Origin of the sequence: Pseudonocardia sp. DSM 110487, from assembly GCF_019468565.1 — a bacterium.
Lineage (GTDB): Bacteria > Actinomycetota > Actinomycetes > Mycobacteriales > Pseudonocardiaceae > Pseudonocardia.
On sequence record NZ_CP080521.1, the window covers coordinates 3,582,992 to 3,604,622 of the forward strand.

The window sequence follows — 21,631 nt, forward strand, 5'->3', positions numbered from 1 at the left end:
GAGTCGCCAGAAGCAGCGGTTTCACGGGCAGCCCAGGCCCGCGTGCAGACGGTCGCCGTTGTCGGCCATCACGCTCAGGTACTCCTGGCCGGGGCCAAGAGCCTCGCGCGGGTCGAACTCCAGTGCGGCGAGCAGGTCGATCTTGGCGCCGATCGCCGATGCGACGGTCTGCGCCGTGTCGGGCGGCAGGGCCTCTTCGAAGAACACGGTGGTGACGCCGGCAGCCCGGGCAGTGTCGGTGATCTCGGCGAGGGTCTGCGCATCCGGCTCCGCGTCGGGCGACAACCCGGCGATCGCGACCTGCCGCAGCCCGTATCGATCGGCGAGGTAGGCGAACGCGGCGTGCGAAGTCACGATCGTGGACTGGGCGCAGCCGGTCAGATCCGCGCGTAGACCGGCGTCCAGGGCGTCGAGGTCGCGCTGCAGCGCGGCGAGGTTCGTCCGGTAGGCGTCGGCGTTCGCGGGGTCGGCTTCGGTGTAGGCGTCGGCGACTGCGCTCGCCATCGCCTTCATCCGCACCGGGTCGAGCCACACGTGCGGGTCACCGCCACCTGCGAGGGACTCCTTGCCCAGATCGGCGGGTGCTGGGAGGACGTCGACACCCGGGGCCGTGAGCAGGTCGCGACGGACGGCGTCGGTCGCGTCGGCGACAGCCTTCTCCACGTCCGGTTGGAAGCTCTCTCCGAGATAGAGCACCACCTTCGCCTCGGCCAGCGCCGCCATGCTCTGGCCATCCAGCGCCAGGTCGTGCGGCTCGGATCCGGGTGGGGTCAGGTTCGTCACGGACACCCGGTCGCCGCCGACCCGCTCGGCCAAGAACTGCACCGGGTAGAAGCTCGCCACCACCGGGAGCGCGCCGACCTCCGGCGCCGCGGCGGGTGCGACGCCGGCACAGCCGACGAGCACGAGCGCCACGACAGCGGCAACACAGGAGAACGGAAGGCGTGACGCGCGCGACTGACCCACGCAACGACACTATACGAAAATGACAACCGTTATCAACGAGTGGTCACTCCACGCGGCCTACACGTCCCTCGCGTTCGTCACGGATCGACCGATCGACCCGCACCGCTCGTCGACATCCTGCAGCGTCGCCAGGCAATCGGATCAGCGCCCGGCTCGGCGGACCAGCAGCACGTTGTCGACGACCACGGCGGTCTCGCCGTTCGGTCCGGTGGCTTCGCGTCGGGGCATGTCGGTGCGCACCGGTGACCACTGCCGCCGGTCGAGATCCATCTCGGCGAACACCTCGTCCGGAGTGGGGAAGTGGGTGTCGCGGTCCTGGTTCCACGACCACGGTGCGATCGAGCCGTGGTCGACGAGGAGGAGTAGCCCGCCGGGCCGCAGGGCGTGGGCCGAGGTACGCAGGACCTGGCCGCGGGGGAGCGCGAACGGCGTGTGGAAGTACTGCGCGGAGATCAGGTCGAACTCCCCGGACGGGAAGCCCGTGGCCACGTCGTGCTGCTCGGCGACGACGCGATCGCCCAGGCCGAGCTCCAGCGCCTGGCGCCGGACCTGGTCCACGGCGGTCGAGGAGATGTCGACAGCGGTGACCCGCCATCCGCGGCGGGCGAGCCAGATGGTGTCGCCACCCAGGCCGCAACCGAGGTCGAGAGCCGTACCAGGCGCAAGGGGGGCCACCGTCTCCACGAGCAGGGGATTGGCTCGGGCCGCCCACGGCCCCCGGTAACCGCGGTAGTGCCCCTCCCAAAATCGCTCGGATTCGGACGCGCTGTAGTCCGCGACCGTGCCGTCCGAGTCGGCGCCGACGTGCGGTTCGGTGCTCATGCGGGCTGCTCCAAGAAATTCGGTCAACCGGTCGAGTAGGCCGCCACAGCCGCGGATCGCCGCTGGATGCCGGCGCGCGACCTGTGACATCGCACGCTCCTCACTGTGTCGCCTCGGCCTACCGGGGCGCCGTTCGTTTGCCGTCTCGGCAAAGTTCCGGGTCAGGGGGGATCACCACGCCCTCCTGAGCCATCGCACGATCCACACAGCAGCTTTGGGCCGAGCGCCTTGAGAGCCAAGCACTTGTCACACGCGTACCGTCGATCCCGCTCGCAATCTGTGGTGGCGAGCGGGCCTGGAGAACGTCATGGCCGAGAGATTCTCCTGGATCGACGAGGCACTCCGAACAGAGTCCTCCCTCGAGACGGTGATGATGTGTCGCGATCTCTCGTTCTACCTGGTCGAGGGCACTCGCCCGATCACTCGGACCGGGCCGTGGCGTCCGAGGGACCTGCACCGCTACGTGCGGACAGCGACGGCGGTGTCCCTACCGGGGCGGTCCGGTCACAAAGCGGACCGAGCCGTGTTGGTCGTGCAGAGCCACCAACCCGTACGGTGCGCCCGGCGAGGCCGGACAGTGCAACCGCGAGCACCGAGGCGAGCACGAGGACGGCGGTCGGTGCGAGAACGGCCCATGGCGCGCGCTCGACGTACGGCAGCCCGTCAGCGAGCAGCTGACCCCACTCCGGGCTGGGCGGTTGCGGGCCCAGACCGAGGAACCCGAGCGCCGCGAGCGCGAGGACGACGCCGGGCAGGCGCAGCATCGCGTGCCGCACGAGCGGCCCGGCGACGGCGGGCAGAACGTGCCGGGTCAGCAGGCGGACTGGGCCCACGCCCAGGACGGGCAGGATCCGCACGTGCGGCTGGGCGCGGGCCTCGGCGACGAGTGCCGCGGTGTGCGCAGCGAGCGGGGCCCAGCTCACGATCGCCACGGCGATCGCGGCACCGACCGCGGACGGGCCGATGACCGCGGCCACCACGATCCCGGCGATGACCGGTGGCGCGGCATTGGTGACCTCGACCGGCCCGGTCGACAGCCGCGGGAACAGGCCGATCAGCACCCCGATCGCGAGGCTGAGGAGCACGACGGCCAGGGCGGTCCCGACCGTGAGCAGGGCTCCGTGGGCGGCGCGGGCGAACAGGTCGCGCCCGCTGGCGTCGGCGCCGAACGGCAGTGCCCACGACGGTGGCGCGAGCCGGGCGTGCGCCGACGTGTACGGGTCGCGCAGCAGGCCGACCCCGACGACCCCCGCCAGCAGCGCAGCCGCGCCGACGGGTACCACCCACCAGCGGCGCCCGAGAGCCGTCACCGGCACGGGCACCGGCACGTCGCCCGTACGCAGCGCGCCGCCCAGCAGGGCGCGGCCGACCAACGCGGCGGCCGTCCCGGCGACCGCAGCGACGGCAAGCAGCATGAGCACGCCGAGCTGCAGGGCCGGCAGGTCGAGCGCCGCGGCAGCGCCGAGGGTGGCGCGGCCGAGGCCGGGGATCGCGAAGACCTGCTCCGCCGCGACGGCCCCTCCGGTGAGCCCGACGAGGACGAGCCCGACCTGGGGCAGCAGCGCCGGCAGCGTCCGGCGGGCGACGGCGGCCACGATCCGCGCCCGTGAGAAGCCGGCCACCTGCCAGGTGCCGAGCCACGGCTCGGAGAAGGTGGCGGCCACGCCGTCCGCGAGCAGGCGGCCGACCAGGCCGCCGGCCGGCATGCCGAGCGCGAGCGCCGGCAGGACGGCGTAGTGCACGCCCTCCCAGCCGTAGGGCGGGAACCAGCCCAGCCACACGGCGCCGACCACCAGCAGCACCGCCGCGAGCAGGAACTCCGGCAGCGCGGTGCACGCCGCGGCGGCCCACCCGGACGTCCGGCCGGCCGTCCCGGAGAGGCCACGCAGCACCGAGGGCAGGGCGAGCAGCGCCGCGACCACGACCGCCACCACCAGGGCGAACGCCATCAGCGTGAGCGAGACCCCGAGCGCGGCCAGCATGCCCGGCAGGACCGGCCGCCCGGACACCCACGACGTGCCGGGGTCGCCGGACAGCAGCCCGCCGATCCAGCGGCCGAACAGCACCAGCGGGCCGGCGTCGAGGCCGAGTTGTTCGCGGATCGACGCCAGCGCCTCGGGCGTGGCCTCCTGCTCGGCAGAACGCGCCCGCAGGATCGCCAGCTCCGGGGAGCGCAACGACAGCCAGGGCAGGATCCCGATCAGGAACACCACCGCGCCGGCGGCCAGTACCCGGCTCGTCCCGACCACGACGGCGTCCCGGCGGATCACGGCGCGGTACCCGCCACCGTCGAGCCCGGCATGATCAGCTCGCGCTCCCGCGGGTCGCGCGCCACGCCGGAGACGCGCGCCGACTCGCCCTGGATCACGCGCTCGTGCAGCATCGGGACGGCCGCGTCGGTGGCGAGTACGGCTGCCTCGGCGCGCAGGATCGACGCGCGCCGCTCGGGCCCGGCCGGGGTGGCCGCCGCCTGCCGGACGGCGGTGTCCACGCCCGCGTCGCATAGCTGGGAGATGTTGAACGAGCCCTCGCAGGTGAAGTCGCTGGCCAGGTAGGCGACGGGGTCACCGGAGTCGAGCACGGTGGCGCGGGACAGGATGAACGCGTCGAACGCCCCTGCGAGCGCGTCGGCCTCGATGAACGAGTACTCGCGCACGTCCTGCGTCACGACGAACCCGGCGGCCTCGAGCTGCTGCTCCAGCAGCACCGCGACCTCGGGCAGCTCGGCGCGGTCGGTGAAGGTGCCCAGGGTGATCGGCACGCCGGTCACCGGGGCCGGCGCGGGACGGCTCGAGAGGGCGCCGGCGTACTCGGCGGTGTCGCGACCGGGAGCCGCCCAGGGCAGCGCCGGACCGAGCAGGCCGGCCGCGACGTCGGCGCGGCCCTCGTACACGTTCTGCATGAGGGTGGCCCGGTCGATCGCCGCCCGCGCGGCGGCCCGGACGGCGGGATCCGCGAACGGACCACGCTCGGTGTTGAGGTAGAGCGTGTTGGTGCGCGGCATCGGCACCTCGTGCACCAGCGCGGGGTCGAGAAGCGAGACCTGGCCCACCGGGATCGCCTCCACCACGTCGGCGGTGCCGGTGCGCAGCGCGGCTGCTCGCGCCCCGCCGTCCGGCACGAAGTCGACGTCGATGCCGCTTGCCGTGGCCGGCTCGCCCCAGTAGCCGTCGAACCGGTCCAGGGTGGCGCGGGACGTGCCGTTCACCGCGGTCAGCACGAACGGCCCGGTCCCGCCCCGCACCGGGTCGACGGTGCCGTCGGGCCGGTAGGCGGCCGGGGCGAGGATCGACAGCTGCGGGCTGGACAGCCGCTGCGGCACGAGCGGGTCGGGATCGGTGGTGCCGACGAGCACATCGTCGCCCTCGGAGCGTGCGGTCAGCTCGACCCCGTCGAGGATGCGCGGCGGCGGCGCGGCCTGGGTGGCGGCCGTCAGCACCGTGGCGACGTGCGCGGCCGTGAGCTCGGTGCCGTCGTGGAAGCGGACGCCGTCGCGGATCCGGAACCGCCACGTCCGCTCGTCGACCTGGGCCCACTCGGTGGCGAGCGCCGGCTGCGCGTCACCGTTGGCGTCGAGCACGACGAGGGTCTCGGCGGTCCGCCACCGGGAGAGCTTGAACGCGTCGTCGCTGAACGGGGACAGGCCCGAGCGCGGCGGCTGGAGCATCGCAACGCCGATGCGGCCCTCGCCGGCACCGCTCGGCGTCGCCGGGGTGGAGAAGCATCCGGTGAGCAGGAGCCCGCAGGCGGCGAGTGCGGCGCAGAGAACGCCACGGGAACGGGGGAGGGACACGGATCTCCTCGGGAAGGTGCGATCGGGACGGTCAGGCGGCGGGGATACCGGCTGGCGGGAGGTCGGGGACCGCTTCGAGCAGCTCTTGGGTGCGGGGGTGCTCCGGCGCGGCCAGCAGGTCTGCGGTCGGCCGGTCCTCGACCAGCTCGCCCTCGGCCAGCACGGCGGTCCGCTCGCACAGCGCCGCCACCACGGACAGGTCGTGGGAGACCAGCAACAGCCCCATGCCGGTGTCGGTGCACATGCGCTCCAGCAGGGCGACGACCTGGTCGCGCAGGGGGAGGTCGAGGCCGCTCACCGGCTCGTCGGCGATCAGCACAGCGGGGCCGGTCGCGACTGCTCTCGCGATCGCCACTCGTTGGGCCTGGCCGCCGGACAGCTCGCCGGCCCGCCGCGCGGCGCAGTCGGTGGGCAGCCCGACCCGGTCCAGCGCCGCGGTCACGGCAGCCCGGTGGTCGCCCGGGACGCGCAGCCGGGCGAGCGGTTCGGACACCAGGTCGGCCACGCTCATCCGCGGGTCGAGGCTGCTCGCGGGATCCTGCGGGATGTACTGCACCGCGTGCCGGTACCAGCGCAGTGCAGCGGTTCGGGCGGGGCGGACGGCACGGCCGCGGAACTCCACCGTGCCGGCGTCCGGGGTGTCGAGCGCGAGCAGGATTCGCAGGAGCGTCGACTTGCCCGAGCCCGAGACGCCGACGAGGCCGACCCGTTCGCCCGCGCCCACGGCGAGGTCGACACCGCGCAGCGCCGGCACCGGGGGCGGAGCTGGGCGCGGCCAGGAGCGGCGTACGCGGTAGCTGCGGTGCAGGCCGGTCGCCCTGAGCAGCGCCGTCGGTGTGCTGGCCGGCGCGCGCCGGGCGGGTGTGAGGCGGGTCGCCTGCGCGGTGTCGACGAGCAGCCGGGAGTAGTCGTGCCGCGGCTCGGCGAGCAGCTCGGCGATCGGCGCGTCCTCGACCACGCGTCCGCCGGCGAGCACCACCGCGCGGGTGCACACCTGCGCGGCAGCGGCGAGGTCGTGCGTGATGAACAGCAGGCCGGCGGCCGAGGCGGCCATCCGGTCCTGAAGGACCTGAAGCACCTGGCGCTGGCTCACCACGTCGAGCGCCGTGGTCGGCTCGTCGGCGAGCAGCAGCTGCGGCCTGCAGGCGAGCGCGAGCGCCATGCACACCCGCTGGCGCTGCCCGCCGGACAGCTCGCCGGGATAGCCGCGCAGCACCCGCACCGGATCGTCGAGCCCGACCGACGTCAGCAGCTCGGCCGCCGCCGAGCGGGCCTGCTGCGGGGAGAGCCCTCCGTGGTGGCGCAGCGGCGCGACGAGCTGCGCGCCGATCTGCACGAGCGGGTTGAGCGCGGTTCGGGAGTCCTGGAAGAGCGCCGCGACCCCCGCGTCGCGGCTGCGGCGGGCGGCGGGCATGCCGAGCACCTCCGCCCCGCACACGCGCACGCTCCCGTGGGCGCTCGCGGTCACCGGCAACCGGCCAAGCACCGCGGCGGCCGTCAACGACTTGCCGGAACCCGAAGCCCCCAGCAGGGCCACACGTTCGTGCGCGGCCACGTCCAAGTCGATCCCGTCGAGGATCCGACGGCCGCTGATCTCGACGACCAGGCCGCACACGACGAGCGGGCACCGCCCGCCCTCGGCCCCGTCCCGCTCGTCGAGTGTCACAGGCGGGAATGGTAACGGTTTTCGTTGTATGATCTACCACCTGTCGCCGTGGCGCGTGCCACGCTCTGGGCTCCGCCAGGCTCTCCCCGCTATTGAAAACGGTTATCGTTGCGTGACATGGTGGGTGGGTGAACCTGGCCAGCTGCGCATGGCGTCGGATCGAGCCGGCCCGGATCGCCGGCTCGTCACTCGTGTTCGAGAACGGTCGCGGAGTCGGAGCTCGGGAGCGCCCGCGAGCCTCCGGGTTCTCCTGTGCGGGCATGCTCGTTCTCGGTGGCTCGCTCTCCGCGCCGGGTGAGTCGGGACCGTGAATCCTCGGGTGGGGTACACGCTGGTACTCTGCGGCGAGTCGAGATGTGCCACGGAGGTATACGACCGCGCTGTCGCGGCGTTGCGCCGCGTGGTTCGCTCCAGTCGGCTCGGTGTGCTGGTCGTCGCCCAATGTCCTGTCGGGCACCTCGCCTGCGGGCTGCGCTCGCCGGGCCCGATGCTGGTGCTCCAACCCACTGATGTGCGACAGCGCCCGATCGGTCCCGCGGTGCGCGTCGGTCCCTTGCTGACCGACGAGGATGTCGCAGCCGTCGAGGGCTGGGTCCGCGACGGGCGATTCGACGCGGAGCTCCTTCCCGAGCGACTCGCGTCACTTCACCGGATGATGCGCGCGTACGTGCGCAACTGAGCCGCGCTTCGGCGGTGTCGGATCGGCGGGTTGAGCCTCTTCCCGGTCCTCGAACCGGAGGAGACGAGAGCGGTCGTCTGACTTCGACGAGAACCGGTGCGATCATCCCCGCGTTCACCCACCCGCTCCAGCTCGTCGGCGTGCTGGCATGTGATCTCGACGCTAGACCGGATGACGTCGCCGACCCGGCCGCGGCCAGCCCGGTCGCTGCCTTCCTTCCGAAGAGCCTTCTGTCGGCGCGGGCGGTCTGCGAGCTCGCGCGTTCGCGGAGCCAACCTGTGTCAGCACGGCGGGTAGTTGATGCGCCCCCATCCCGCGTTGCCCCGCGCGCGGCCGCCGTCGCGCGGGCGCCCGCGGCGGGCCTGCACCAGCAGCACACCGGCTGCGATGCTCTGTGCGCCGAGCCCAGGCCACCCCGATCCCGGTGACGCCCACGATGGCGCGAGGAGCCGGTGACGGCCGTCCATACCGTCCCGGTGTTGGGGGATGCGCCAGCTGCGCAGGAAACCGGACCGCGACGGCGGGCGGCTGCTGCGGGCGGGAGCGGGATCGTCCTGCAACGTCGACATCGGGCCTTCCCTCGCGGTTCCCCGAGGCGCCACTCGCCTGGGGTGATCAAACTGTGCGGGTCGGGCGCTGAAGTCGCGCTGAGAGTCAAGCGATTCCTGAGGCGCACTGCGGCGAGGTGGTCGCAATGTGGTCGCACCCGGCCAGGCCGCGGCCACTGTCGTCGTGCGGTGTGCCGTGGTGCCCACCGGCCGGTGAGGGCTGGTCGATCATCGGGTGGTCGCAATGTGGTCGTCAGGCGGCCTGCGTCGGGTCTTCGGCCGAGGTGAGCGCGGTGTCGATGGCGTCGACGGCTTGCTGGGCGACGTGACGGAGCAGGTGGCCGTAGACCTCGGTGGTGGTCGACAGGGTCGCGTGCCGCATCGTCTTGGACGCCATCGCCAGCGGGACCTGCGAGGACAGCATGGTCGTGGCGGCGAAGTGGCGCAGGTCGTGCACCCGGATGTGTGGCAGGTCCGCCTGGTCGGTGAGCTGATGGAGGTGCCGGAGGACGTACTCGGGTCGCAGGGGTTGCCCGTCGCGCCGGGTGAACACCAGGTCCTGGTCGCGGTAGGCCGGGCCGGTGGCCAGTCGGAGGACGCGTTGCCGTTCGGCCTGTCGGTGCAGGGCGCGGACGGCGCGGGCGGAGAGCCCGATCCAGGTGTGGCTGCTCTTGGTCTTGGGTGTGGTGCACACCGGGGTGGCGTTGTTGATGTTGGACAGGGTGTAGCGCACGAGCAGGACTTTGGCGTCGAGGTCGACGTCGGCCCAGTGCAGCGCGAGCGCTTCGCCTTTGCGTAGGCCAGTGCAGAGGATGAGCTCGTAGAGCTCGGCGAGTGGGTCGTGGATCTGGGCGCAGTAGTGCAGGAAGGCTACGGCTTGCGCCGGTGACCAGCAGACTCGTGGGCTCCGGCGTGGACGGGGGATGTTGGCGTAGCGAGCCGGGTTGTGGATGAGCCGGTGGTGGCGGACGGCGTCGGTGAGTGCGCTGGACAGCGTCGCCACGCAGCGGTGCAGGGTGATGCGGCCGCGCCCGGCGGCGAGTTGGGCGCGAACGAAGCCGGCGATGTGGTGGTGGGTGAGTTCCTCGAGCCGGATGGCGCCGAGCGCGGGAACGAGGTCCTTGTGGACGTAGTCGAGGTAGCGGGCCATCGTGGTCGGTTTCAGTGACCGTTGTTTGATCTCGAGCCACGCCTCGAGATACTCGGCCACGGTTTGGCGGTCATCGACGTGGATGCCGGCCCTTTCACAGGCCAGCACCCGGTGCAGCGCGGTGCGGGCCTTGGCCTGGGTGGGGAAGCCGCAGCGGCGCAGGTCATGCGGCGGCCGTCGATCGTGGGGAGGTCGACGGCGAAGGCCCAGCGGCCGTGGCGGCGGTTGGTCAGCTCGGGGCAGCGGGCACCGAGCTGTTTGCCGGCGTTGTCGCGGCAGGCGCAGCGGCGGTAGATCCGGCCTCGGTTCGGGTTCCGGCACATGATCGTGATCCCTCCATGCCTCTCATCGGCCCGCGGGTGTCCCGCGGGATGACGAGGGTGCGCCGGGTGCGACCACATCGCGACAACACCGGTCATCGATGCAGGTCAGCGGTCGAGCACTTGTCGCCATGTCGAGTGACTGGTTCGGATGCTTCAAGATCCGGCGTTCCCATCCTCGCGCAGATCCCGTGCCGTGCCCGCGTATCGAGGTCGCCCACCTGCGGGAGCGGTTCCACTACGCCGACAACTGTGCCGGGCCCCGCCGCTGAACGGTGTTAGTGAATACCGGCCTGGCGCGTAGTGTCGCGGTCGGACCTGCTTGCGCAGGGTGGCCCGTCGCTGGGCTCCCTGCGGCGTGAGCTGCACCGGGCCCCGACCGGACCTGAGCCTCTGACCTCGCTCGGCGCCCCCTCCGACAGGCTCGGGCCCGCGTTGCGTCGTCCGGTGCCAGCCGTAGCCCGGTACCAAGCAAGAAGGAACCCGGTGGGAATCCGGGACTGCCCAGGAGCGTCGCTGCCGCGGAGCCCGTCCGGCTTCGGCGTGGCCCACCGGCTGGTGCGTCATTTGGTCTCTTGTCGGGTGGGGCCGGGCCCATGATGCTGGTCGGATGCTCAGTGAGTCAGATCCGCTGGCGATGGGCCGAGTGGCGCTCGCGCAGGCGGCCTGGCCGAGGGCCCGCGTCCATTTCGAGGCGGCGGCGGCGTTGGGTGATGCCGCTGAGGCGTGGGAGGGTCTGAGCTGGGCGGCGTGGTGGCAGGGCGATCAGGACGTGACGTTGTCCGCGCGCGAACGTGCCTATCGTGCTTATCGAGGGAACGGCGATGTGTGCGGCGCGGCGCGGATGGCGATGTGGCTGGGTTCTGACCACCTGAAATTCCGTGGTGATGACGCGCTCGCATTGGCCTGGGTGGCGTGCGCCCGGGCGCTGGTGAGCGGCCACGCGCCGTGCGCCGAGACGGGCTTCGTCAGGGTGTTCGAAGCGGATATGGCGTTGCTGGCCAAGGGTGATCCGGCATCCGCCGAGCGCCTGGCGCGGGAGGCGCTCGACCTGGCGCGGGGTATTGCGGACGTGGGAGTCGAAGTCGTCGCGCTAGCGGTCCTCGGTAGTGCCCTGGTCACCTCGGGGGCGGCCGAGGAGGGCCTGAGCCGGCTGGACGAGGCGGCGGCGTTGGCGGTCGGCGGGGAGTTCGCTGAGACGATCGCACCGGGTTGGGCGCTGTGCCACACGGTCTCGACGTTCGCCGAGGTCGGCGACTTCGGGCGGGCTGCGCAATGGTGTCGTGCCCTGCACAGCTGGTCGGCGACCTGGCACGCGCGCCTCTTCTTCGGGGTCTGCCGCACTGCGTACGGTCAGGTGCTCGCCGCCGGCGGCGACTGGCCGAACGCTGAGTTGGAGCTGCGGAGCGCACTGGCCGACCTGAATGCGACACGCCCGGGGCTGGTCGCGCCGACCGCTCTGCGGTTGGGCCTGCTGCGGGCGCGGCAGGGCGAGCTCGCCGAGGCCCGCCGGTTGTTCGAGACGGCGCTGCCGCTGCCGGCGGCGATCGCCGCGCTCGGCGAGCTGGACCTGGCCGGCGGCGATGCTGCGGCGGCGGCGGACGCGGCGGACCGCGCATTGCGCCGGATGGCAGACGCGAGCGTGTTGGATCGGCTGCCAGCGCTGGAACTGCTCGCGCGGGCGCGCGCGGCCGGCGGGGACAGGGCTGGCGCGGCGGCGGCTGCCGAGCAAGTGGAGTGTCAGACAATGCGGTTCGCGACGCCGTACATGCGCGGTCGCGGGCGGCTGGTGCGCGCGGAGGTGCTGTTGGCGGGGGGCGACCACGACGGCGCCCGGCGGGCCGCCGAGGATGCCGCCGACCTGTTCGGCGCCTGCTCGGCGCCCTACGAGGCAGCCCAGGCGCGGATGCTGCTGTCGGAGGCGCTGGCGGCACTGGGGCGCCGCGAACGCGCCGAAGCAGAAGCACGCTGCGCGCGGGAGGCGTTCGCGCTGCTCGGTACGCGCAGGCCGAGACGGCCGGCCGCATCCGAGGAGCTCAGCCTTCGGGAGGTCGACATTCTGCGCCTGGTGGCGGGCGGATTGGGCGATGCCCAGATTGCCGAGCGACTGTTCCTCAGCGTGCACACCGTGCACCGGCACGTGGCCAACATCCGCACCAAGCTCGATGTGTCCTCACGCGCGGCGGCGGTGGGACACGCCACCCACCACGGCATGCTCTGAGGTGCCTGATGGCCGTTTCCGGCCATCACACGTGATGGCCGATTGCGGCGAAGCGGCATGGCAGGTGCCGGCGCGAGCCTTACCCCATGACAAGCACCCTCACCGCCAGTGCCGACGAGCTGCGTTTCCGTCTGCACGGCGGTTTGCATGAGCCGGGTGACTCCTACTACGAGGACAGCCGCACACTGTTCAACACCATGATCAACCGGCGGCCGCGGTACGTGGCGGAGTGCCTGGCGGTGGACGATGTGGTGGCGGCGCTCGCGTTCGCCCGCGGCCATGACCTGCCAGTAGCCGTCCGCGCCGGTGGGCACTCGGTGGCCGGGCTGTCGCTGTGTGACGACGGCATTGTCCTCGACGTGCGCGGCATGGCCGACATCGACGTCGACCCGGGTCGGCGCATCACCCGTGTGGGCGGCGGTGCCCGCTGGGCGGACCTCGACCGCGCGACGCAGGCCCAGGGGCTGGCGACCACCGGCGGACGCGTCTCCACGACCGGCGTGGCCGGGCTGACGCTCGGCGGTGGCTCCGGGTGGCTGGAGCGCAAGCACGGCTTGGCCTGCGACAACCTGATCGGCGCCGAGCTGGTCTGCTGGGACGGCCGGATCGTTCGCGCATCCAGTGAAGAGAATCCCGAGCTGCTGTGGGCGCTGCGCGGCGGCGGCGGGAGCTTCGGCGTGGTCACAGCGCTCGAGCTGGCTCTGTACCCACTCGGACCTGAGGTGTTCGGCGGCGTCGCCCTGTTCGCCGCCCATCGCGCCCACCAGGTGCTGCGCACCTTCCGCAACGTCATGCACCAAGCCCCCGACGAGCTCTCGCTGGCCTGCGCGTTCATCACCGCGCCCGAGGAGGACGACGTCCCGACGGAGCTACGGGGACGCCCGGCCATCGCGATCCTCGGCATGTGGGCGGGGAGCGTCGCAGACGGCGAACGGGCGCTGGCACCCATCCGGGCGCTGGGTCCGGCCGCCGACTTCTTCGGCCCCACCGGCTACGCCGACTTCCAGTGCTCGGTGGACGACCCGCCCGGCTACCGCAACTACTGGACCGCCGAGAACGTCGTCGACCTGCCCGACGAGGCCATCGACGCTTTGACACGGCGCGCGGCCGAGCTGCCGGCCGGCCCCTCGCAGCTGTTCATCGTGGCCTGGGGCGGGGCGGTCGATCGGATCGGCCCGGAGCACTCACCGCTGGCCGGCCGCGACGCGGGGCTCATCGTCCACCCCCTGCTGCTGTGGGAGGACCCCGCCGACGACGAGCGCAACCGGGCCCTCGCCCACGCGTTCCGCACCGATCTGCGTCCGTGGTCGACCGGCGCGACCTACCCGAACTTCCTCGGCGACGAAGGCAGCCAGCGGATGCGCGCCGCCTACGGCACCAGCACCGAGCGGCTGGCCGCCGTGAAGGCCGAATGGGATCCGCACGGCGTCTTCCGCACCCACCAAAACATCCAGTAGCCAGCCGCAGCCGCACTCACCGAGTGCGGGTGCATCACTCCGCGCACCCGACTTCACGACGGGCGACGCGACAGCGGGCCCGCCGAGCGTCGTGCGGAACCGGCCGTGAGCCGGCACAACCGAAGGATGGATCATGGATCAGGACAAGTTGACGGAGTTCCTCGGCCGCTTCACCGCTGACCTGGGCGCGACCGGCTCCGCCGGCCTCGCGGTGATCGGCAACCGGCTCGGGCTGTACCGGGCACTCGCGCAGGGCCCGGCGACGCCGGGTGTACTCGCCGAGCGCACCGGCTGCCACGAGCGCTACCTCACCGAGTGGCTGAACAACCAGGCCGCCGGTGGGTATGTCAGTTACGACCTCGCGACCGGTGAGTTCTTCCTGTCCGACGAGCAGGCGTTCTGCCTCGCCGACCCGAGCGGGCCGAACATCTCGGCCGCCTTCCTCATCGCGCTCGGCTACCTGCGCGCCGAGCCGCGGATCACCGAGGCGTTCCGCACCGGCGCCGGTCTCGGGTGGCACGAGCACCACGAGGACGTCTTCGTCGGGTGCGACGCCTTCTACCGGCCGGGTTACGTCGCTGAGCTGGTACCGAGCTGGATTCCGGCACTGGACGGCGTGGCGGAGAAGCTCGCGGCCGGCGCCCGGGTGGCCGACCTCGGCTGCGGCCTGGGTTCCTCGTCGGTGCTGATCGCGCAGGCGTACCCGAACACCAAGGTCATCGGCTCGGACTACCACGCCGAGTCGATCGAGCTGGCGCGCAAGAAGGCCGCCGACGCCGGGGTTGCCGACCAGGTCGAATTCGAGGTGGCCACGGCGCAGACCTTCAGCGGGACCGGCTACGACCTCGTCACCATGTTCGACGCCCTGCACGACATGGGCGACCCCGTGAACGCCGCCCGCCGCGTGCACGACGCCCTGGCGCCCGACGGCACCTGGCTGCTGGTCGAGCCGAACGCCTCGGACACCGTCGAGGAGAACTTCAACCCGGTCGGCCGGCTCTACTACGCAGGCTCGACGTTCCTGTGCGTACCCAACGGCCTGTCCCAGCCGGGCGGCTACGCACTGGGCGCGCAGGCCGGCGAGGCAGCGATCCGTGAGGTCGCGGCAAAGGCCGGGTTCACCAGGTTCCGACGGGTCGCGGAGAGCCCGTTCAACGTGGCGTACGAGATCCGGCGATAGCCGGACGGCGACCCAGGTCCGAGATCCAAAACCGATCCATTCACAGCCGAGGAGACCCGTCATGGAAAAGCTCGCCATCGTCGTCCGGGACGACGGCTACGACAAGATGCTCACACCGCTCACCTTCGCCTACCTCAGCGCGAGAAAAGGCGTGCAGGTCGACATCCTGTTCGTGCTCTGGGCGGTACGCGCCCTCACCAAGGAGGGCGCCGCCGCACTGGAGATCGACGGCCGGCATGCCGCGGACGCGGCCGCGCTCCGCCGCACGCTGGTCGAGGACGGCGACCCGACCGACATCCTCGACTGGCTCACCCTCCTCGCCGGCACCGGCAAGGTGAACCTCTACGGCTGCCGCCTCGCCGCCGCCACCTTCGGCGTCGCCGAGTCCGACCTCATCCCGGAGGCGGCCGGAATCGTCGATGCCGCCTGGTTCCTCGAGGAGAAGGCGATCGCCGCGGATCACTGCCAGTACTTCTGATCGCGGACACCAACCGCCATCCCCGTCACGAGAGAGGACCATCATCATGCCCACGTTCATCGGCTCCCGGGGCCGGATCTTCCACGACAGCTGGCAGCCCGACGGCGCCGCCGCCCGCGGCGCGGTCGTCCTGCTGCACGGCTACGGCGAGCACCTCGGGCTCTACGACGCGCTCGCGCGCAGGCTCGTCGGCGACGGCCTGGCCGTGCACGCGATGGACGCCGTCGGCCATGGGCGCAGCGACGGCGAGCGTGCCGTGATCGCCTCGTGGGGTGAGTTCGCCGACGACGCCCGCAGGCTCGTGCACCTCGTGCGAGCGCAGCACCGCCACGTGCCCCTGGTCGTGATCGGGCACTCCGGCGGCGCGCTCGCGGCGATGCTGCTCGCGCTTCGCTCACCGCAGATGCTCGACGGGCTCGTGCTCTCCGGCGCGCCGCTGCTCGCCCAGGAATGGATCAACGCGGAGCTCGCGACCGGCGCCGCCGAAACCGAAGTAGGCGATCCGACCGAGTGGATGAGCACCCACCCGCGGTACGTGCACGCCCTCCTGCACGACCCGCTGACCTGGAAGGGCGGGTTCCGGCGGGAGTCGCTGCTCGCGGTCAGGGCCGTATGGCCGGAGGTCGCCGCCGGGCTCGCCGAGGCCCGCCCTGCCCTACCGGTGCTCCTCGTCCACGGCGAGGCAGACCCGATCGTGCCCGTGACCGACGCGCACGCCGTGGCGCAGACCCTGCCCCAGGCGACCCTCCGGGTCTTCCCCGGGGACCTGCACGACGTACTGAACGAGCACGATCGCGACGCCGTCCACGACGTCGTGGCCGCGTTCCTCGGCACGGTGCTCGCGGGCCGACGGACACCACTCGCGTCCTGAGTGCCCTGGGATCACCAACAGGCCTCGAGCGGTGCGACGAGGAGCCGGCGCGAATCGCGAGCGACCCGGCGATGAAGCCCTCCGCGCGGACAGCGCCGAATGGTGGGATCCGGCTCGCGCGGCCTGCCGCCTTGGTTGGGCGTCCCGAGACAGACCACGGACAGGCCGGCGGTGCGCCCGCCGCAGCGGCGGAGTCGCGGCGATCGTGAACCGGGTGGGCGGAACCGCGCGCCCGCCATGGCGCCCGTAGGCCACTGAGCAGCGGATTTCACGTGCGCCGAGCACGGGCGCATACCGCCGGCTGCACGCTCGGGACCGCACCTGTTTCTCGAGTCCGTGGAGACGACATGACCACCAGCAGTGCCGGCGTGTCCGCCGTCCAGCGGCTCGAGGCGAAGCACCGCGCCATGTGGCCCTCGCGTGACTACCTTGGCATCGCGGCCGAGCTGATCTCGGAGCTCGGCCCGGAGCTCGTCGAGGCCGGCGGGATCCGCGCCGGGCAGCGCGTCCTCTGCGTCGCGGCGGGCGCCGGGAACGGCGTGCTCTCTGCCGCCGCGATCGGGCCCGAGGTCGTCGCCTCGGATCTGGCTCCCGGGCTCCTCGAGCGCGGCAGGCGCACTGCCGTCGAGCGCGGGCTCGCGGTGGAGTGGGTCGAGGCGGAAGCCGAGGCGCTGCCCTTCCCGACCGGTGGCTTCGACGCCGTGATCTCGTGCGTGGGCGCGATGCTCGCCCCGCACCACCGCGCGACCGCCGACGAACTGCTGCGCGTCTGCCGGCCGGGCGGGACGATCACGCTGGTGAACTGGACGCCCGAGGGTTTCATCGGCGGCCTCTTCGCGACCTTGGCCCGGTTCGCCCCGCTGCCGCCCGGCGCGCAGCCGCCGCTGCTGTGGGGTCGCGGGGAGCAGGTGCGCGAGCTGTTCGGCGACGGCGTCACGAGGCTCGCCGTGCGGCGCCGAATCACCGTGTTCGACCAGTGCGCCACCCCGCTCGAGTTCCGCGAGTACTGGAAGCGGACCTACGGCCCGACGATCGCGGTGTATGCGGCGAACCCCGGCGACCCCGAGCGCGTCGCGGCGCTCGACTCCGCGTTCCTGGAGTTCCTGGAGAGCTGGAACGTCGCCCCGGTGGGCCGACCGGCCCGCTGGGAGGCGCAGTACCTGCTGGTCACCGCGACGCGGGCGTGACGGGCGTGGCCTGCTCCATCGGGGTCGCGCCCATCGCCGCCAGGACGGCGCGGCCCGCGTCCCGCTCGGGGCCGCCCGCGAAGACCAGGGTGCGCGCCCACTGGTAGCGGCACCCGGTGGGCTCCAGCGCGGCCGCGGCGGCGAGTAGCCCGGGGCGGTCGCCGGCGGCGAGGGCGGCGGCGCGGTCGACGACAGCCGCGGCGATCGGGTTGTCGGCGGCGGTCGCCCGGGCGGCGGTCACGACGGCCGCGGCGCCGGTCTGCCCGGACAGGACGGCGGCCTCCGCCCGCAGTGCGGCGTACCAGGGGCGCCAGCGGACCGTGAACCAGGTCCGGAACTCCTCGGGCGGGGTCTGCAGCAGAGCGGCCGCCTCCGCCGGGCGGCCGCGATGCAGCAGCAGCCAGGCGTCGAAGAAGGCACCGAAGTTCTGCTCGGCCAGCCGCCACCCGGGCTTCGGGATCTCCAGCACCTTCACCAGGTCCAGCCATGCCGCCCGGGCGGCCTCGTCGCCGCGCAGCCCGTGTACCGCGGCCGCCGCGGCGGCGCTGACGCCGTGGCTGCCCCCGGCGGGGCGGCCCGCCCGCTCCCACCCGTCGCGGAACCGCTCGGCCAGCGCCACCGTCTCGTCCCAATCCCCGGCCAGGGCGGTCACCACGATGAGCCGGCTGGTGGCGAGGTGGCCCTCCTCGCGGTGGAAAGGCAGGTCGCGCGCCACCGCGGCGAGCCTGCGCGCTGCGATGAGGTCGCCCGCGGCCAGTACGGCCTCGGTGGCGAAGTGGTAGGCGTCGGCCAGCTCCACCCCGATCTCGGCCCGCACCGGCAGCGGAGCGAGCACCTGGGTGCGCCGCAGCACGCTCTCCGTCGCGCCGCGGATGTCGCCGCTGGCCAGCTGGATCGTGGCGAGCTGGTCCAGCGCGGCGCTCTCGACGATCGGGTCCTCGATGATGCGGGCGAGCTCGATCGCCCGTAGGGCGAGGGCACGGCTGCGCGGGTCGAGGTCGGGGATCACGGCCGCCTCGGCCGCGAGCACCTGGGCCTCCGCAGCCGGGTTGCCGCGGGCCAGCGGCCGTGCCTCGGTGAGCAGCGCCTCGGCGGCCCCGTCCGGGGGGACGGTCAAGAGTAAGCCGGGGAACCGGTTGAGGACGTCGGCCGCCTGCGCGAGGTCACGCGCCGCACCCGCCGGATCCGCTGCCCGCAGGGCCGCGTCGGCGGCCCTGCGGAACAGCGCCAGCGCGTCGTCCCCGCCGTGCCGGCTCAGCGCGGCGCCTGCCGCACTGCGCAGGGCCGCAGCGGCCGCGGCGTCGTCGCCTGCCCAGGCCGCCGCCTGCTCGTAGCGCCGCTGCGCCTCGCCGGGCATCCCGCGGGCGTACGTGAGGTCCGCGAGCACGACTGCGAGCCGGTGGGCTTCCCCGAGGTGCCCGCTGCGGGTTGCAGCCCAGGTCACGGCGCTGCGCATGTCGTCGGCGATGCGATCGAACGCGGCCCCCCACGCCAGGGGGTCCGTGCCCGCGGTCACGGCGAGCACCTCCCCCGCCTCCAGGCACCACGCCAGGTGCCGGGTGGCGGTCGCGTCCCGCTCCCTCGCCGCGACGAGCATTCCCGTGCCGTACTGGCGGATCGTCTCCAGCATCCGGTATCGGGTCCCGCCGGGGTCGGCGACCGTGGAGAGCAGGTTCTGGTCCACCAGCCGCGCCAGCCCGCCCCGCACGTCCTCCACGGGCGGGGGCGGCCGGTCCCCGGCCACGATGCGGGCGGCCTCCACGGTGAAGGGAGCGGCGAACACCGCTGTGCGGCGCAGCAGCGCCTGGTCGAACTCGCTGAGCAGCGCGTAGCTCCAGTCCAGCGCGGATCGCAGCGAGCGGTGCCGATCGTCGGCGCGGGCCCCGCCTGCGAGCAGCTGCAGCCGGTCGGCGAGACCTGCCTCCACGCCGTCCAGCCCGACTGCCGGCAGCCGCGCGGCGGCCAGCTCGATGGCCAGCGCGGTCCCGTCGAGGGCATCGCAGACCGCCGCGACGCGGGCGAGGTCGGCCGGGTCCGGCGGGCTCCCCGCCGCCGTGGCGCGGGCGCGAAACAGCGCCACCGCGTCGCCGTCAGCCGCGACCGAGAGCCCCGGCACCGGGAACACCCACTCGTAGGGCACCTGCAGCCGGGCCCGGCTGGTCGCCAGCACCCCCAGCCCGGGGGCTCCGGCGAGCAGGCCCTCCACCAGCGCGACCACCCCGTCCACGACGTGCTCGCAGTTGTCGAGCACGAGCAGGCACTGCCGGTCGGCGAGCCGGCCGAGGACGGTCTCCTCGGGTGAGCGGGACTGCTGCTCGCCCAGCCCGAGCCCCGCGGCTACGGCCGGAGCGACCATGGCGGGATCGGTCACCGGCACCAGATCGACGAATAGGACGCCGTCGGCGAACCGGTCGGCGACCTCGGCGGCGACGGCGAGCGCGAGGCGGGTCTTGCCGACCCCGCCCGGCCCGACGGCGGTCACCATCCGGTGCTCCTCGAGCAGGGCCGCGAGCGCCGCGCGCTCGGCCGCCCGGCCGACGAACGAGGTCAGCGGAGCGGGCAGGGCGGGACCGCGGGAGGCGGTGACACGGGAGGTTACGGGCGGCGGGGCGGGCGGGAGCGGGGCGACCGATCCGGGATCGCCGTCGAGGATCTGCTGGTGCACCGCACGCAGCGCGGGCCCGGGGTCGGCGCCCAGCTCCTCGACGAGCCGCTTCCGCACCTGCCGGTGGGTCTCCAGCGCGTCGGCCTGCCGCCCGCTGCGGTGCTGGGCGAGCATCAGCTGCCCGGCGAGGCGCTCGTCGAGCGGATGGGCGCGCAGCGCCGCGGTGAGCCCGGCGAGGAGTTCCGCGTGCCGGCCGGCGGCCAGCGCCGCGTCGTTGCGGTCGAGCACGACGGCGCGCTGCTCGGCCTCGGCCGCGGCCCGCACGCTCTGCGCCCATGGCGTGTCGATGCCTGCCAGCGGCTCGCCGCTCCACAGGCCCAGCGCCTCGTCGAACAGAGCGGCCGCAGCCGCGGCATCGCCTGCGCCCCGGGCCCGGGCCGCCAGGTGGCGGAAGCGATGCAGATCAACCGCCAGCGGGTCGGCAGCCAGCACGTAGCCGCCGGGCTCGCGGGAGATGCGCACGCCGTCGGCGTCCGCCAGCACCCGGCGCAGCCGGGAGAGGTAGGCCGCCAGCGCGTTGCGGGCCCGGTACGGGGGCCCGTCCGCCCACACCCGGTCGACGAGCTGATCGGCCTGCACCGGGCGGCCGACGTCGGCCAGCAGGGCCGCGAGGACCGACCGCTGGCGGGCGTGCCCGGCGTCGAGGTCGCGCCCGTCGAGGCGCACCGCGACGTCGCCGAGCAGCCGGAACTCCACCGTCACGCAGCTCACCGCCTGACCGGGACGCCTCGCCCAGCGCGACGCCCGATGTTCGGGGCGGGTCGTCGGCCGGGGTACGGGAGCGAAGGTCCTCGCCCGTCCAGTCTGGCCCGCCGGCCCGCCCGTGACCAGCATCTTTCACATTTTGCGAACTCCTGCCGAGCTCGTGGCGCGCATGGTCGGTCACGGCGGAGGTCGTCATGAGGATCGGCGCACCGGCCCGGCTGATACCCGGCCGACCGTCACAAGACCACGACAACGAGGGAACGGAACGACGATGGCTACCTTCCTGATAGAGCGCAACGTGCCCGGCGGGCCGCAGACCGCGAACTCCGACGGGAGCGCGTCATGACCACATCGGTCGTCGACAACGGTGTGAACGTCGAGGCGTTGCTCGGCGCGAGGGAGGCGTTCGCCGCCGCACCGGAGATCGCCCGCTTCCAGTGGCGCTCGACGGTGTCCTGGGTCACGGGCGCGCACAGCCGGTCCGAGGTCGAGACGTTCTTCGGCTTCGGCGAGGAGCAGCAGCACCGCTCGACCTTCGACTTCGACATCGACCACCCGCTGCAGTTCGCCGCGCAGGACAACGGGATCACACCGGTGGAGTACGTGCTGGTCGCGCTGGGCGGATGCCTGACGGCGGGCATCGCGGCGGTGGCCCAGCAGCGGCAGATCCAGCTGCACTCGGTGCAGGCCACGGTCAGGGCCGAGATGGACCTGCACGGCATCCTCGGGGCCGACCCGGACGTGCGCAACGGCTTCAGCGGGGTCAGCGTCGACTACCGGATCGACGCCGACGCCACGCCGGAGGAGATCGAGGCGATCGTCGCGCAGTCGCAGAAGCGTTCCGCGGTCTACGACATCCTCACCAACCCGACGGCCGTCACGGTCACCGTCTCCTGATCGGGCCTGCAGGCTCCGGAGGATCG

The 21,631-nt window shown here is 73.2% G+C and carries 16 protein-coding genes; 8 read left to right on the top strand and 8 right to left on the bottom strand.

Annotated features, from left to right (window positions below; translation table 11 throughout):
- Positions 1-21: 21 nt before the first annotated feature.
- From K1T35_RS16745 to nikE, 5 genes are all read right to left on the bottom strand, one after another.
- Positions 22-966, bottom strand: coding sequence for a metal ABC transporter solute-binding protein, Zn/Mn family (locus tag K1T35_RS16745; RefSeq protein WP_220261062.1), 945 nt, complete (start codon positions 964-966; stop codon positions 22-24).
- Between the two features lie 141 nt (positions 967-1,107).
- A complete protein-coding gene (locus tag K1T35_RS16750; protein WP_220261063.1) occupies positions 1,108-1,788 on the bottom strand; it encodes a cyclopropane-fatty-acyl-phospholipid synthase family protein in 681 nt (226 codons plus the stop codon).
- A gap of 419 nt (positions 1,789-2,207) precedes the next feature.
- A complete protein-coding gene (locus tag K1T35_RS16755) occupies positions 2,208-4,058 on the bottom strand; it encodes an ABC transporter permease subunit (RefSeq protein WP_255622021.1) in 1,851 nt (616 codons plus the stop codon).
- Positions 4,055-5,581 (bottom strand): ABC transporter substrate-binding protein, encoded by a 1,527-nt coding sequence (locus K1T35_RS16760; RefSeq protein ID WP_255622022.1) that lies wholly within the window; start codon positions 5,579-5,581, stop codon positions 4,055-4,057. The genes K1T35_RS16755 and K1T35_RS16760 overlap by 4 nt, the downstream gene beginning before the upstream one ends.
- Before the next feature lie 31 nt (positions 5,582-5,612).
- A complete protein-coding gene (gene nikE, locus K1T35_RS16765) occupies positions 5,613-7,247 on the bottom strand; it encodes an ABC transporter ATP-binding protein (RefSeq protein WP_220261064.1) in 1,635 nt (544 codons plus the stop codon).
- A 400-nt stretch (positions 7,248-7,647) separates the two neighbouring features.
- On the opposite strand from nikE, the gene K1T35_RS16770 reads away from it, so the two are divergent.
- The gene (locus tag K1T35_RS16770) at positions 7,648-7,926 is read left to right on the top strand and encodes a hypothetical protein (RefSeq protein ID WP_220261065.1); all 279 of its coding nucleotides are present in this window, start codon (positions 7,648-7,650) and stop codon (positions 7,924-7,926) included.
- A 281-nt stretch (positions 7,927-8,207) separates the two neighbouring features.
- Here K1T35_RS16770 and K1T35_RS16775 read toward each other — a convergent pair whose 3' ends face one another.
- Both K1T35_RS16775 and xerC read right to left on the bottom strand, forming a co-directional pair.
- Entirely contained in the window at positions 8,208-8,495 is a 288-nt protein-coding gene (locus tag K1T35_RS16775; RefSeq protein WP_220261066.1) for a hypothetical protein, read from the bottom strand.
- 232 nt (positions 8,496-8,727) lie between these two features.
- A complete protein-coding gene (xerC, locus tag K1T35_RS16780; RefSeq protein ID WP_220261067.1) occupies positions 8,728-9,684 on the bottom strand; it encodes a tyrosine recombinase XerC in 957 nt (318 codons plus the stop codon).
- Between the two features lie 870 nt (positions 9,685-10,554).
- Here xerC and K1T35_RS16785 point away from each other — a divergent pair.
- The 6 genes from K1T35_RS16785 to K1T35_RS16810 all read left to right on the top strand — a co-directional run bounded on the left by K1T35_RS16785 (position 10,555) and on the right by K1T35_RS16810 (position 17,338).
- On the top strand, positions 10,555-12,165 hold the full coding sequence (locus K1T35_RS16785; protein WP_220261068.1) for a helix-turn-helix transcriptional regulator: 1,611 nt from the start codon (positions 10,555-10,557) through the stop codon (positions 12,163-12,165).
- 86 nt (positions 12,166-12,251) lie between these two features.
- Positions 12,252-13,622: an FAD-binding oxidoreductase gene (locus tag K1T35_RS16790; RefSeq protein WP_220261069.1), complete on the top strand. Its 1,371-nt coding sequence runs from the start codon at positions 12,252-12,254 to the stop codon at positions 13,620-13,622.
- Positions 13,623-13,755: 133 nt separating this feature from the next.
- The gene (locus K1T35_RS16795; protein WP_220261070.1) at positions 13,756-14,802 is read left to right on the top strand and encodes a trans-aconitate 2-methyltransferase; all 1,047 of its coding nucleotides are present in this window, start codon (positions 13,756-13,758) and stop codon (positions 14,800-14,802) included.
- A gap of 61 nt (positions 14,803-14,863) precedes the next feature.
- Positions 14,864-15,280, top strand: a complete 417-nt coding sequence (locus K1T35_RS16800; protein WP_220261071.1) for a DsrE/DsrF/DrsH-like family protein — start codon at positions 14,864-14,866, stop codon at positions 15,278-15,280.
- Between the two features lie 46 nt (positions 15,281-15,326).
- The gene (locus tag K1T35_RS16805) at positions 15,327-16,151 is read left to right on the top strand and encodes an alpha/beta fold hydrolase (RefSeq protein WP_220261072.1); all 825 of its coding nucleotides are present in this window, start codon (positions 15,327-15,329) and stop codon (positions 16,149-16,151) included.
- A gap of 347 nt (positions 16,152-16,498) precedes the next feature.
- Positions 16,499-17,338, top strand: coding sequence for a class I SAM-dependent methyltransferase (locus K1T35_RS16810; protein ID WP_220261073.1), 840 nt, complete (start codon positions 16,499-16,501; stop codon positions 17,336-17,338).
- Here K1T35_RS16810 and K1T35_RS16815 read toward each other — a convergent pair.
- The gene (locus K1T35_RS16815) at positions 17,319-20,705 is read right to left on the bottom strand and encodes a BTAD domain-containing putative transcriptional regulator (RefSeq protein ID WP_220261074.1); all 3,387 of its coding nucleotides are present in this window, start codon (positions 20,703-20,705) and stop codon (positions 17,319-17,321) included. The genes K1T35_RS16810 and K1T35_RS16815 overlap by 20 nt on opposite strands.
- A 345-nt stretch (positions 20,706-21,050) precedes the next feature.
- Between K1T35_RS16815 and K1T35_RS16820 the strand changes: the two genes are divergently transcribed.
- Positions 21,051-21,605, top strand: coding sequence for an OsmC family protein (locus K1T35_RS16820; RefSeq protein ID WP_220261075.1), 555 nt, complete (start codon positions 21,051-21,053; stop codon positions 21,603-21,605).
- The last annotated feature ends 26 nt before the right edge of the window (positions 21,606-21,631 follow it).